This is a genomic window from Alteribacter lacisalsi, assembly GCF_003226345.1.
In the GTDB taxonomy this organism is placed as follows: domain Bacteria; phylum Bacillota; class Bacilli; order Bacillales; family Salisediminibacteriaceae; genus Alteribacter; species Alteribacter lacisalsi.
This window is the reverse complement of sequence record NZ_PDOF01000001.1, coordinates 544,156-557,014: the sequence shown is the minus strand read 5'-3', so window position 1 is coordinate 557,014 and position 12,859 is coordinate 544,156. Positions and strand designations below refer to the sequence as shown.

The 12,859-nt window shown below is 49.0% G+C and carries 19 protein-coding genes; 8 read left to right on the top strand and 11 right to left on the bottom strand.

The features are described 5' to 3' along the window. Window positions 1–42 precede the first annotated feature (42 nt). Window positions 43–756: a 3-ketoacyl-ACP reductase gene (locus CR205_RS02660; protein ID WP_110516666.1), complete on the top strand. Its 714-nt coding sequence runs from the start codon at window positions 43–45 to the stop codon at window positions 754–756. A 14-nt stretch (window positions 757–770) separates the two neighbouring features. Here the strand turns inward: CR205_RS02660 and CR205_RS20165 are convergent, their stop codons facing one another. Then, entirely contained in the window at window positions 771–908 is a 138-nt protein-coding gene (locus CR205_RS20165; protein ID WP_161524646.1) for a hypothetical protein, read from the bottom strand. A gap of 82 nt (window positions 909–990) precedes the next feature. Next, window positions 991–1,467 (bottom strand): hypothetical protein, encoded by a 477-nt coding sequence (locus tag CR205_RS02655; RefSeq protein ID WP_142669846.1) that lies wholly within the window; start codon window positions 1,465–1,467, stop codon window positions 991–993. Between the two features lie 246 nt (window positions 1,468–1,713). Here CR205_RS02655 and CR205_RS02650 point away from each other — a divergent pair, with 246 nt between their 5' ends. Genes CR205_RS02650 through CR205_RS02640 form a run of 3 tightly spaced genes read left to right on the top strand, consistent with a single transcriptional unit; the run spans window position 1,714 to window position 3,997 of the window. Then, the gene (locus CR205_RS02650) at window positions 1,714–2,151 is read left to right on the top strand and encodes an OsmC family protein (protein WP_110516662.1); all 438 of its coding nucleotides are present in this window, start codon (window positions 1,714–1,716) and stop codon (window positions 2,149–2,151) included. 13 nt (window positions 2,152–2,164) lie between these two features. After that, entirely contained in the window at window positions 2,165–2,539 is a 375-nt protein-coding gene (locus CR205_RS02645; RefSeq protein WP_110516660.1) for a YidH family protein, read from the top strand. Window positions 2,540–2,581: 42 nt separating this feature from the next. Next, entirely contained in the window at window positions 2,582–3,997 is a 1,416-nt protein-coding gene (locus CR205_RS02640) for an MBL fold metallo-hydrolase (protein WP_110516658.1), read from the top strand. 537 nt (window positions 3,998–4,534) lie between these two features. On the opposite strand, the gene CR205_RS02630 is transcribed toward CR205_RS02640, so the two are convergent. The 5 genes from CR205_RS02630 to CR205_RS02610 form a co-directional block, all read right to left on the bottom strand. Then, complete coding sequence (locus CR205_RS02630) at window positions 4,535–5,626, bottom strand: M42 family metallopeptidase (RefSeq protein WP_110516657.1); 1,092 nt, start codon at window positions 5,624–5,626, stop codon at window positions 4,535–4,537. Between the two features lie 69 nt (window positions 5,627–5,695). Continuing rightward, window positions 5,696–6,667 carry a hypothetical protein gene (locus CR205_RS02625; RefSeq protein ID WP_110516656.1) on the bottom strand — a complete coding sequence of 324 codons (972 nt, stop codon included), beginning with the start codon at window positions 6,665–6,667 and terminating at the stop codon, window positions 5,696–5,698. An 88-nt stretch (window positions 6,668–6,755) separates the two neighbouring features. Beyond that, a complete protein-coding gene (locus tag CR205_RS02620) occupies window positions 6,756–6,959 on the bottom strand; it encodes a DUF6019 family protein (RefSeq protein WP_110516654.1) in 204 nt (67 codons plus the stop codon). Between the two features lie 217 nt (window positions 6,960–7,176). Next, window positions 7,177–7,536, bottom strand: a complete 360-nt coding sequence (locus CR205_RS02615; RefSeq protein WP_110516652.1) for a DUF805 domain-containing protein — start codon at window positions 7,534–7,536, stop codon at window positions 7,177–7,179. Window positions 7,537–7,638: 102 nt separating this feature from the next. Then, window positions 7,639–8,067, bottom strand: a complete 429-nt coding sequence (locus CR205_RS02610) for a hypothetical protein (protein WP_110516650.1) — start codon at window positions 8,065–8,067, stop codon at window positions 7,639–7,641. 166 nt (window positions 8,068–8,233) lie between these two features. Between CR205_RS02610 and CR205_RS02605 the strand changes: the two genes are divergently transcribed. Further along, a complete protein-coding gene (locus tag CR205_RS02605) occupies window positions 8,234–8,683 on the top strand; it encodes a LytTR family DNA-binding domain-containing protein (protein WP_110516648.1) in 450 nt (149 codons plus the stop codon). A gap of 1 nt (window position 8,684) precedes the next feature. Beyond that, window positions 8,685–9,089, top strand: coding sequence for a DUF3021 domain-containing protein (locus CR205_RS02600; protein ID WP_110516646.1), 405 nt, complete (start codon window positions 8,685–8,687; stop codon window positions 9,087–9,089). A gap of 263 nt (window positions 9,090–9,352) precedes the next feature. On the opposite strand, the gene CR205_RS02595 is transcribed toward CR205_RS02600, so the two are convergent. The 3 genes from CR205_RS02595 to CR205_RS02585 all read right to left on the bottom strand — a co-directional run bounded on the left by CR205_RS02595 (window position 9,353) and on the right by CR205_RS02585 (window position 11,105). Further along, window positions 9,353–9,814 carry a DIP1984 family protein gene (locus tag CR205_RS02595; protein ID WP_236634689.1) on the bottom strand — a complete coding sequence of 154 codons (462 nt, stop codon included), beginning with the start codon at window positions 9,812–9,814 and terminating at the stop codon, window positions 9,353–9,355. 62 nt (window positions 9,815–9,876) lie between these two features. Next, a complete protein-coding gene (locus CR205_RS02590) occupies window positions 9,877–10,353 on the bottom strand; it encodes a DinB family protein (RefSeq protein WP_110516642.1) in 477 nt (158 codons plus the stop codon). After that, window positions 10,353–11,105, bottom strand: a complete 753-nt coding sequence (locus CR205_RS02585) for a class I SAM-dependent methyltransferase (protein ID WP_110516640.1) — start codon at window positions 11,103–11,105, stop codon at window positions 10,353–10,355. The genes CR205_RS02590 and CR205_RS02585 overlap by 1 nt, the downstream gene beginning before the upstream one ends. Before the next feature lie 155 nt (window positions 11,106–11,260). Here CR205_RS02585 and CR205_RS02580 point away from each other — a divergent pair, with 155 nt between their 5' ends. Together CR205_RS02580 and CR205_RS02575 are read left to right on the top strand one after the other, a co-directional pair. Beyond that, window positions 11,261–11,542, top strand: coding sequence for a hypothetical protein (locus CR205_RS02580; protein WP_110516638.1), 282 nt, complete (start codon window positions 11,261–11,263; stop codon window positions 11,540–11,542). Between the two features lie 73 nt (window positions 11,543–11,615). Beyond that, a complete protein-coding gene (locus CR205_RS02575) occupies window positions 11,616–12,092 on the top strand; it encodes a spore coat protein (protein WP_110516636.1) in 477 nt (158 codons plus the stop codon). A gap of 90 nt (window positions 12,093–12,182) precedes the next feature. Here CR205_RS02575 and CR205_RS02570 read toward each other — a convergent pair whose 3' ends face one another. Beyond that, window positions 12,183–12,695: a DUF3231 family protein gene (locus CR205_RS02570; protein ID WP_110516634.1), complete on the bottom strand. Its 513-nt coding sequence runs from the start codon at window positions 12,693–12,695 to the stop codon at window positions 12,183–12,185. Window positions 12,696–12,859 lie beyond the last annotated feature (164 nt).

The window sequence follows — 12,859 nt, the reverse complement described above, 5'->3', positions numbered from 1 at the left end:
AACAGGGAACGTTAATGAAATGATGAGAGGATGAGTTAAACGATGCAATCATTAGAAGGTAAAACCGCACTCATAACCGGTGGAAGCCGCGGGATCGGACTTGCCACCGCAAAGGAACTTGCAAAAGAAGGTGTCCGTCTTGGCCTGATCGGCCGCTCGGAGGAGCACCTGGCTTCGGCTGAAAAGGAACTTAAAGACATCGGGGCCACCATAGTCACCGCGGCCGCAGACGTGGCTGATGAAAATGCCGCGCACAAAGCCGTTAAAACGGTGGAACAGGAACTGGGCGGCATCGACATTCTTATTAATAATGCCGGCATTGCCATCCGCGGCACATTCGCCGAGATTCCGGCTGATGACTGGCGCCGGGGCTTTGATGTGAATGTGATGGGCATTGTCCACGTCACGCAGGCTGCCCTCCCCGGCATGATCGAGCGAAACCGCGGTGACATCATCAATATTTCCTCTATGTCGGGTCTCAAAGGCACAAAAGGTTCAAGCGCCTATAGTGCGACGAAATTTGCCGTGATCGGCATGAGCGAGGGGCTCATGCAGGAAGTACGTCCGCATAACATCCGCGTGAGCGTCCTCACGCCGAGTCTTGTAGAGACGGACCTTACCCGCGGTGACGCTCAGCGTGACCCGGAAAAATATACACAAGCCGAGGACCTGGCCGAATTCATGGTCAGCCAACTCAAACTCGAGCAGCGCACATTTGTGAAAACGGCCGCGATATGGGCAACGAATCCGTTCTAGTTGAGTTTAACTAACTATCGCAGTAGCGGGGACGGATCCTTTCCGATGAAGAGGTTCGTATCGAAATTTGTCGCTTCGTCGATATTACACCAGCGACTGTCGATAACACCTTCATTTCTGTCGATTTCCCTGCCGGAACTGTTGATTTCCATCTCACCACACCGCCCGCATAAACACCTATATTACAAAAGGGACCCCGCAGCCGGGGTCCCTTTCTATTCAGACACTACTACTCTACTCCCAGTCTTCCCACTCGAGCTTCACGCCCCAGCGGCCAGCCAGACTTTCAAGCTCGTCTTCGTACTCCATATATTTTTCATCAGATTCCATCATCAGATCATAAGAGTTCTCTTCTCCTGCAAGCCACGCTTCCTCTGCAGCAATGTGCAGCCGGATCGCCTCGTTATGCAGCTCGTGAACCTCCTGCAGTTTTTCCTTGCTGATTCCCGCACTAATTGCTTCGGATCTGGTCAGAATCTCTTCAAGGCCCGGCAGCATCGTTTCCTCCGAGAACGCCGTCAGTGCTTCTTCATCATCCGGCACCAAATATTCTTCGTCCATGAGCTTAAAATAGTCCTCGGTCAGGGTGTATGTATCGTCCAGATACGTCTCCATAGCCCCTGTGTTTCCAAACGCCTGCTGTGTAAAAAAGTAACCGCCGATCCCAACCACAAGCACACTTACCATGATGCTGATGAGTCTCTTATTCACTTGTCATCTCTGCCTCTCAAATTATAATGGGTAATGAATAATCTGATTATAGGCTTATGACCAGCCTCCTGTACCAGGAACAAAGCACTATCTTCAAATAATTACTCCTAAAGACATATCCTGTCATAATTACCTCTACATTCAGCCACCATACAAATGAATTTACAATATACCATATACCCCGTACAGTATGCATATACCCCTTATGGTATTAAAACAGGAATGATCAGGGAGGTTTATTTACAAATGAAGAAGATAAATATGGAAGTATCTGTACATGCCGAGGGAATGACTTCCGAAGCAAAAGCAGGAAAGCATGCGTTTGTAATTGATGAGGGTACCCGGATGGGCGGAAAAGACAGCGGCCCAAACCCGCTCCAGTCCGTTCTTGGAGCCCTTGCAGCCTGTGAAAATGTGACTGCCCGCATGGCAGCTAAAGAAATGAATTTCACCTTTGATTCAATGGACTTTCAGGTTCGGGGCGAATTTGATCCCAGAGGATTTATGGGCGAGCCCGGTGTCCGGCCTTACTTTGAAACTGTCACAATTGAAACAACCGTTAAAACGGAGGAGACAGAGGAACTCCTTAATGAACTGAAAGAAAAAGTCGAGGCCCGCTGCCCGGTATACACGATGATGAAGGAAGCCGGCGTAACCATGCACGACACCTGGAAAAAGGCCTGAATCGGGGTCGAAGATGGCTAACAAAGGCACGAAAACACCTGACTCCGCTTTTATTCAGCAGCACCTTGCCAATGAAAGAACCTTTCTCGCCTGGCTCAGAACAGCCCTTGCCCTGAAAGGGATCGGCTTTCTGGCTGCAAGCCTGCATTTTACTACGCCGCTTAAAACGTACTTTTCCACCACGATGGCGATGACGTTGAGTATTGTCTCTTTTGTTTCCGGAACTGCCATTATTACGCTTGCCGCACTTCTTTTCATCAGAAATAAAAGAACGATCAATACAGGGCAATTCCGATCTTCCACAGTCCTGATCATGGCAGCAGCAGCGCTCATTATCCTTGTTATGCTTTTACTGCTTGTGTATTTTCTCACTTCCGCCGGTGTTTAAAACTGACCAGCCGGGTAAAAAAACAATTAGGAGGGATTTACTATGTTCTTAAAATACTTTTATGATGATTCACTTGCACAGGCTTCCTATATGGTCGGGTGCCAGGCAACCGGAGAAGCGGCCATCGTGGATCCGTCCCGAAACATTGAAGCTTACATCCGAACAGCAGAAAAACAGGGCTTTACGATCACCGCAGCCCTTGAAACCCATATCCACGCAGACTTCGTATCCGGCAGCATCGAACTCTCCGACAGAACTGGAGCGACTGTGTATCATTCCGCTGAAGGTGAGCGTAACGGGGGCTATTCGTTCCCTGCTTCCGTGAACACCGCCCCGGTCAGACACAAGGACACGATTAATATCGGAAAAACCGTGTTTGAGGTGCTTCATACGCCGGGGCACACCCCCGAGCACATCTCGTTCCTTCTGACCGACGGCGCCAATCCGAAAAAACCGATCGGTATTTTTACCGGGGACTTTGTGTTTGTCGGCGATGTGGGACGTCCTGATCTTCTTGAAAAATCCGTCGGTGTAAAAGACTCCGCCACAAAAGGTGCCAGTCAGATGTTCGAATCCCTGAAGCAATTTAAACAGCTTGACGACTATCTGCAGGTATGGCCGGGCCACGGTGCCGGAAGCTCGTGCGGCAAAGCGCTCGGCGCGGTGCCCACCACCACTGTCGGCTACGAAAAACAGTTCAACCCGGCCCTGCAGTATGACGATGAACAGTCGTTCAGCGACTTCCTTCTGGACGGTCAGCCGGAACCGCCCGCTTATTTTAAAGAAATGAAGGAACTGAACAAAGGTGTCACCGGCCTTCTCGGGGCCATCGAACAGCCTGTGGAGTTTGCCTACAGCGAGGAAAAAATCAGGGAACTGGCTCAGGATGAGCAGGCGCTGGTGGTTGACACCCGCCCATCTTCTCTGTATTCACAGGGACATCTGGCAGGCACCATTAATATCCCCTATCCGGACGGCTTTCTGGAATGGATGGGCTGGCTTACGGATTACCGGTTGAACGTGTACCTGATTGCCGAGCCGGAAGTGAAAGCTTCTCTTGCAGAAGCGTTTTACAGCATTGGCATCGACAATGTGAGAGGCTTCTTCTCACCAAAAAACGTCTCACAGGCAAAAGAACAGCGGACGTACGAAACCGTCCCGCCTTCGGAAATTAAAGAGCTGAAACGTGAAGACAAGATCCGCATTGTGGACGTCCGCTTTGAAAACGAGTGGAACGCCGAACGCATCCCTGGAGCGATCCACGTGATGCTCGGCAGCCTGCAGGAAGAGGCCGAGGAAAAAATCCCGCACGACAAGCCGGTTGCCGTTCATTGCGCTTCCGGCAAGCGCTCCGCCATCGCAGCAAGCATTCTGCTCAACAAAGGCTATGAGGTGAAAAACATCGGTGGCGGCTTTGCCAAATGGAAAGCAGACAGCCTTGAAACCGAAAAACCGTAACCCACATTCAGAAAATGAGATTAAAGAGCGAAGCTGGCGCCGTGCCGCTTCGCTTTTCCTGTGCTATGATAATAAAAGCGCAGGAAATCAGAGTTTCCTTCGCCAGAAAAGGAGTGATCAAGATGGCAAAAAGCCGGGCACAGAAAAAGCGCGCTCATGCAATCCGAAACGGCAGACCCGATGCCGCACGTTCCAGAGGAAGCGTCAGCGGATTCAGTACCCACGAACGAAAAAGCAAAACAAAAAAGGACGCCCTTTTACGGGCCCAGACGAAACACAGAAAAAGATCCCTCACGCCGCACAACAGCCGCGACGGAGGGATCTTTTTTAGGATAAGAATAATCAACTGGTTACATAGCTCCACAGCGGCAGTAAGACTCCTGCGGCAATGGATGTCTGGCGAGACCCCTCAAGCGCAGCCGAGGAGACTTGACGGCATCGCCGCGGAAAGCGAACGGACGGCGTGAAGCGAAGCTTCTATTCATTTATTTTAAGGAAACCTCATTTCTTATCCAGAATCAAGCCTTCAAAAAGACGCTAAACACCATCCGGCAGAAACCCCAGGTCTCCCCACTCATCTGCATCCGTTACCACACGCTTTAACAGACGGTACCCTGCTTCAAAATCTCGCAGATCTGCCACCTCAACCGGGGAATGGGAATAACGGCGGGCAAACGTAATCGCCCCTGCCAGGACCCCTTCCCGCTCCAGATGAACGGCTGCCAGATCTGTTGTCGCTCCGCTCATGACCGCCAGCTGGTAAGGCACATCGAGCTCCTTCGCATAGCGTGTGAGCAGTTTTTTCACCTGAGGCGACATGAGATTCCCCCGGACCGCACCGCCTGCAAGTGCAGGGATCACCGGCCCGGATCCTATGGCCACCGGATAGCCGCTGTTCACACTGTCAGGCGTGTCTGCGCACGGAATAGTATCGAGCACAATCGCAAAATCAGGATTCACTTTGTACGTTGCCACCTTTGCCCCGCGAAGACCCACTTCTTCCTGGACCGCCACCACACCTGTAACCGTACCGGCAAAATCACGGGTTTCACTCAGGTCGGCTAAAAGCTGAAGAAGAATCACACAGCAGGACCGGTTATCGATCGCCTTGCCGCAGATCAGGTTCTCATTTGTAAAGCGTTCGATGGCACTTATGTAGCTGACCGGCGACCCCACTTCGATTCCCATTTCCACCACTTCCTGACGGGACGAAGCGCCTACATCAACGTAAAGCTCCTGCATGGAAGGCACCCGGCCTCTTTCTTCAGCCGTCTGAAGATGACCGGCTTTCACTCCGACCACGCCGAAATGGCCGTTCACATTCACCTTGCGGCCAATTAAAAGCGATTCGATCACGCCGCCGGTCAGCTCCACTTTCAAAAACCCCCGGTCGTCAATATCCCGGACGACACAGCCGATTTCATCGGAGTGAGCACTCACCATAATATGAGGTCCCGGACGGTTCCCCTGAATGGTGGCGTAGAGGTTGCCCATATGGTCCACCTCCACCTCATCTGCCACTCTGCCAAATCGCTCCGCCAGCGCACGGACGATGTGCATCTCCTGACCCGGTGTCCCCTGAATTGCCGCAATTTCCCTCAGCTGTTCATAGAAAAGTTCCGTATTCAAGCGATCGCCTCCTCAACTTTACTTTCATCGATCATACCATAATCAGAATGTTATGACGATTAAGTCCCCTCACTCCTCTTCCTTCTCCGGAAGAATTACCTGTTCAGCACCTTCAGGTCCGCCACCGCCGCCAAAGCCGGTATAATACGTACGGCCTTCTTCGTCCAGAACCTTGTATACCGGCATTAGATGATAGCGGCCGTCTCCGATCGCGTCACGAATTGCCTCGGTCACAGGAAAATAAAGCAGAAGTTCCTTACCGGTTAATTCGAGCGGCAAATTCAGCTGTTCCCCTTCAAAAGACGGACGACCATCACCATACCCATAATACCGGCTTAGATCACCCCACTCTGCGAGCACACGCTTTTCCATATAGTCCTCCTCCATTCCCGGCAGCCACATCATCACCTCTTCAAGCACGTGACCTGACTCTCCTTTCAGGGAAAACACATATCCATCTGATGGCCCATCAGCGCTTCCGCCAAAGGGGATATGCCCACTCATCTCCCAGTCGCCGGCCTCGGCACCTTCTTCATCAAAAACAATAAACATTTTATATGTGTCCCTCAGATCAAACCTTGAATGTGTTTCTTTCAGCGACCATCTGAGTTCTCCTGTTTCATACTTCACGGACAAGTCATCATTAAGCGGCATGGAGACCCTGCCGCCGTCTTCCACAGCGTTTATCTGCTCATTCAGCCTGAACGGAACAAACCCTCGCGCGTGCCGTTCGTACCAGCTTCCCTCATCATCCACCTCAATTTCAGTTTCACCTTCAATGGAAGCAATCAGATTCTCATTCTCATCAAAAAGCAGTGCGGAATTCAAAACCGGCACCTGCTCAAACGGGTGGGATTTCACCCAGGTTACAGGCAGTGAAAAAGCAGCAGAATGATCTTCCTCATAAGCAAATAACACCTGCGATCCGCCTCCATCCACAGGGTAAACCCCGCTTGCAAGAGGACTCTGCATCTGCCACCAGATTACGCTTCCTACCAGTAATACCGCTGTTCCCGTTAACCACCAAAGCCGCATTTTCATGATCCATCCGCTCCCCTTTTTGATCCACCTGCTGAATTCTACTTTTATTTATTCCACCCCGCACGGCATCTTTCCTTTAATTAACAAATTATTCATCTTCCTTCCTGTTTTCTTCATCAGTATCAAGATCATCGGAGATCGGTGAAGGCTTTTCCTCTTTCATGCCATGCTTTTCCTCAAGAAAGCGGCCGATCTTAGACTGGTTGATGCCGTTTCTAACAGCCGATTCAATGATAAAATAAAGGACAATCAGTCCCAAAATGATTAAAATCACATTCCCAAATTGAACCATATTTATTTCCCCCTTTTAAATTAAAGGCTCTGTTATAGTCTATTGTTGATTTACGCTTACTGCCCTCCTTTTCCGCGGGCAACCTCCTCGGGAAAACCGCCCTGCGGGGTCGCACGAGTCTCGGGCTTCTCTCCAATCAACTTTCTTTAAAAATCAACATCAAACTAGAACACAGCGAAATTAAAAAAGGCCGGATCATCACCCGGCCATTCGTTTTTTATGCAGCTTCCGTGTGCTCTTTCGGATCCGGCCCGAATTCATTTTCGCCGTAGTCTCCCTCGAGAACCGTCAGAACGAAGAGCCAGATCCCGCCGATAATCGGGATGAATACGATAAAAAACCACAGCCCGCTGCGGTCCGTATCATGGAGACGCCTTACCGTCACCGCAAGTCCCGGAATAAAACCGGCAGCAGCGTAGAGAAAGTATACGATGTAGAAGAGCGTGTTCAACTCGCCAGCCAGAATAAGCAATACCAGTACAATCCAGTGAATGAGAGAAAACGTCCAGTATTCCTTCCGACGTGCCCTTCCCTCAAATTCAAAAAAACTCTTCCACACCTTCAAATACCAGTGCATTGACAGCCTCTCCTTTCTTCTCCATTTTCCTATACCCCTGTTCCCGGAAATAAATCTGCATAAGGGAAAAAAGTCCTAATAAAGATGGAGCCAGACCCGCTCCTACCTTAAAACCCCTTCCAGAAAATAGAATAATATCCCTGCATAAAGGATGCAGAAAACCACAAGCTGCCACACGATAACCTGCCAGCTTCCACTGATTCTTCCCAGTGCAATGTAACGAGCCTTGAACAGATTAGGAACGGTTACCGTGGCTGCCATCCCTAATACGAAAAGCCAGTATGACACTCCATGGTCGGTAACCAGATAGAGCATTACGACGGGAAACAGTATTGAGCAGAACAGGACCCAGAAAAAGCGATCTCTATCTTTCCGTTCCTGAAAAGGATTGCGAAACAGCTGGTTTTCTACCTGAAGATTGAAAACCCTGGCAGCAAGCGGGTATACCATAGAAAAAACAGACAGCACCGTCACTGCCCAAAGTGCTACAGCCAGAGGATCGATACTAAAATAGATATGTTCTACGTTCATCATAAACCTCCGTTATATGTAAAGACTTTCATTACTTATATGAACTCTTAAAAGTACGTTCATTATGCATGTTTTACCGCTTATACCTGGAAAAACACCGGTCACTCATTTTCCGGTGAGACACTGCCGGCCTCAGGCTATACTAAAAACAGAGAGGTGATCCAATGTGGAAATCAAAGTGGATATTGACCGCGCCCATAAAGAAACGAGCGTGACGATCCATGCAAGGGAATGGAACAGTGAAACTGAACATCTCATGAAAAAGCTGAACGGACAGGCTCCTGCTGCAAGAATGATCGGATCCAGCGGCGAACAGTCCGTGATCGTTAACCCCGAAGATGTGGACTATGCGGTTGCGGAAAAGAGAAAAGTCTATGCCGTCACCCGGGACGGGCGCATCGAACTGAACAGAAAACTTTATGAAATTGAATCCGACTTTGCGGACCACTCGTTTGTCCGGTTTTCCAAATCCGTTGTGGGCAACATCAGCCGCATTGAGAGATTTGAAGTTTCCTTCAGCGGAAGCCTGTGCGTCCACTTCCGCTCCGGTAATAAGGAGTACGTCTCACGCAGGCACGTGGTTTCGGTCAAACAAAAAATTGAAGGAGGTCTCTGACATGATTTTAACAGCAATCAGCCGTTCTCTTTACGGCATCGCCATTGCAAGTCTGTTTTCATTCTTTTTTTACACCACATACTATATTGGCGGAGGCGAAGTTCTGAACGCCCAGCTTGTCCTTATAAACCAGCTCGGCAATTTCGCACTCGGCATCACGTTTGGCCTCACGTCCCTGTTCTTTGAAATAGACAGGTGGAGCCTGACGAAACAGACGGCAGCCCACTTCGTCTGCACGATTACTGTATTCAACGCCGTCGGCCTCAGCCTAGGCTGGTTTACAGCAGGGACGTTTCCCATCGTGCTCAATGTGCTGATCTTTATCGCCATTTACACCTCGTTCTGGTTCGGCTTTTACACCTTTAACCGGAAAATGGCCGAGTCCATGAATAACCTGCTCAACTGAAAACAGGTTCCGGCACATTGTCAGCCGGAACCTTTCAAATTGTCTTTATCCCCTGGCCCGCCCTCACGGCCTTCGTAAAAATCAGTGCGCGGTAGTAAGCTGTCACGGTGTTCTGTGCGCATGTAACAATGCTGGGTATGCGCTGTGAAAGAGGGCTTGAACCTCATCGGACCACCCCTGGGCCCTTACCTATTGTCCGGCAAACCCTGCCGGCGGGATGCACTCGCCTTTTCACAAAGCCGCTACCAATCTGATTCGAAATGCTATTCTTTCAATTCCGTACGCCAGTTCAGTTCCTGAATGCTGGTATCCACTTCTCTGTACCGCTTGGACAGCTCGTCCACTTTTTTCTGAAGATCACGCACGTTAAACGGTGTCACATACTTGATTTCCGTTCTGGAATACCGGTCCTGCTTCAGAGAGGCTTCTGCTGCAAGTTCGCTGTACATTTCCCGCTCCTTGCCCGTCATATCCCGTTCAATCAGTGCGTCCCCGAGAGACCATTCCTTGTTAAATGGTGTCTCGTGATTTGTTCTGCTGATTTGTTTTACGAGTGTCGTAAGCCGCTTCATCACAAGCAGCAGTTCTTTTGCCAGCTCTTTCGGATCCTCGGCAGGCCGCTCGTCTTCCTGGACCTTCGCGTTTGTTAGCATACGTCGCTTCAAATGCTCGGCTCGCTTTTGAAGATCCGCCCGCTCAATCAGTGCTTCTGCCAGTTTCATCATCACCAGCTCCTTCTAAACAATTCCCCTATCATATCATAATAAGGGAAATAATGGTCATAGAATCATTTGCGGACTCTTCTGTTTCTGTCGTCCTCAAACTTCTTCTCCATTTGCAAGACGTGATGCTTATCGTGTTTCACAAACATCTTCACAAAGCTTTCCGGGGAAAAACGCCGTTTTCCCTCGCCGATCGTAAACCTTATATCCGGATCAACGCCGTCAAGTGCTTTTACCAGTTTCGTTCTCGTTTTCACAAACAGGTCGGTGATCTCTTCGACTGACAGACCTTCCAGTCCATTGATGGCGTCCCGGTTAAAGCTGTCATGGTCGGGAAAAACCGGCAGCCTCGCTTCGTCTTCCATTTGAGGCACCATCTTTTCCAGCAGGTATCGGTCCCACATGTGCATATGACCGACAATTTCCCGGATGCTCCATTTTCCTTCTGCAATCGGTTCATAAAGCTCATCGTGCGGCTCTTCGCTTGTTAAACCCTGTATATATCCCCCTACTGATTTAAACTGACTTAACGTCCGCTCCATCACTCTTCATCCTTTCTGCATTTGAAAATAATTGTCGTTGGAAGCAGGGCTGCCCGCTCAGCCGTATACCAGCTGTTCGTGTGCTTTTCAAGATCCATTCCGCTCAGGCGGGCTTCTTCAACCATCCTCTCAATCCGGAATCCTGCACCTCCAAGGGCATTTATATATGTACTGATTTTCCGCTGGTACATCACAGCCGGTTCGTGCCAGGATTTGTGCTCATAGGCGCCTTCTTCATGGTAGGATTTCACCAGTTTCAGCAAGCCCTCTTCCTTCAGCATCCGGCTGTACATTGGGTGCTCCCAACTGAACACAAAAGTACCTCCAGGTTTAAGCGTCCGGTAGGCATGTGCAATGGTTTGGTCAAGATCCGTCGTCCAGCCAAGGGCGTAAATGGAATAAATCATATCAAAATAACTCTCCGGCAGGCCCGGATCCTCTTCCATCGCCGATTCAAACAGACGAACAGGCACTTGGCTTTCGGACAACACCTGCTGCGCCGCCCTGATCTGTGCGGTGGACAAATCAATGCCCCAAAGCTCCGCCGCTCCCTGCTCCTCCAAATATTTCAGCGAGTGACCACTCCCGCACCCGAGATCGAGCACTTTTTTTCCTTCAATCTCCCCGAGAAGTCCGAGTTCCTCCTCATCAGGTGCAAGCGGTCCGTACTCCGGCAGGGGATTTCTCCCGTAAAACCGATCAGCCACTCTATTCCATACGACTCTATTTGCTTCCAGTACCCTTTTATCCATCTGTATCCCTCCTACAACCTCCAGAACATACATTCGACATAAAATCACATACTCCTTCTTTGTCAATAAATGGGTTAATTAACCCCGCTAGTTGTCAGGGGCGACCTTCCTTTTGCGTCATAAAGTAATAAAGAAGAATAAAAGGAGGTGATTATATGGAATCTACGAACAAATTGCTGGAAGTTCTAGTGGAAAAAACGTTTGAGAAATACAACCTAAAAGAAAAAGCCGCAAGCCTGTCCGAGGAACAGAAAGCAAAACTTAAATCCATTATCACAGAGCTGAAAGAAAAGGTAGAAACCTTTACGGAAAATGCAGAGACCACGCTTACTCAACGTGGAGAATACACTGCACAGACAATAAAAGACAACACTGAAAAAGTTCAGCGTTTAATTGAAGAAAAGAAACAAGTTCTATACAAGAAAAAGAAAAAATAGATAAATGCACCGGACAGTTTGTCCAACCACGTTTCCTTAAATTTCATATTTTAAAGTAAAGGAGGTGAGAGAAATGGCACAAAGCAATTACAGATGGGTTCCAGTTACAGGGCAGCAGCCTCAGACAACAAAATGCAGATGGAACGCCCTTGACGGTAAACCTCATCCTCTCAGCTGCAATACCAGTCAGCCGAACACTCAGGTTGATAACAAAACCCTTCAGCTTTCCGAAGAATTAATCGTAGTTAGAAATTCATGCGATGTAAACGTAACTATTACGGATACAAAAGCAGCGATTAACCTTCAGGCAGCACTGCAGGCTGCACTTGTGATTCTGATCAGCATTTCTGTCGGAAGCTCAGAGGACGCTCGTGAAATTACGAACGATCTTCTTCAGACCGTACAAGTCAAGCAAATCAGCAACCAGCAGCTCATCATTGAAGGATCGAAGAACGTTGATATTAACAAAACTGACACGCAGCTTCTTATCAATATCCAGCTTCTTGTTCAGCTTCTGATCCTTGTATCTGCCCAGCTTGATATTCTATAAATAGATGTCTGAGAACCTGTTGGCCGGGTTCTCTTTTTTTTCAGCAAAAAAGACCATCGAACCCAGTTAGGGCTGACGGTCTTCTTGATGTTAATTTTCCTCGGGGCGTTTTACATGAAGCGGCGGAGGAATGAGCCAGCCTTTCTGCTTCACCATTTTTAGAAGTTTCGCCCCATTCTGGGCTTTTGTCATATGGAACTGACCGAACATCAGGGCAACATCCTCACGTGTGCTCTGTCCCATAGCCTGACTGCAGGCAACAAGCCCTGCAGCAAGGTCCTTCTGCACGGAAGCAGCAATTTCAGGATCATTAAATCTCGCGCCAGGTGGAATCTCCTCAAGGTCTGCGTCTGCACGTTCAGGCGGACTCGGCGGAAGCGTCACACCACTGGCTTTAAGCATATTTGTAATCTCATCATCCTCCTGTCTGCCCTGCTCGATAAGATCATTAATAAATTTTCTCAGTTCCTCATCTCCGCAGTGATTAGCAAGTGTCTGATATGCAGCCTTAGCAGCTTTCACTGTGGAAAGATGTGTCCATACACTGAATACCTCACCGTAATGAAGCGGTTCGTCCTGTGGATTGCCTGTCATAATACCCATAATTACCCTCCTGAGATTCATTATTGGTCTCCTTTGTACATTTAATGACCAAACCTATTGTGAATTGAACCATCATTTTTTATACACCATACCTGCTGTTCACCTGATAAAATATATTTTTGTGAATAATTCCCAGTTATCCTCAAATATTACTTATTGAACCA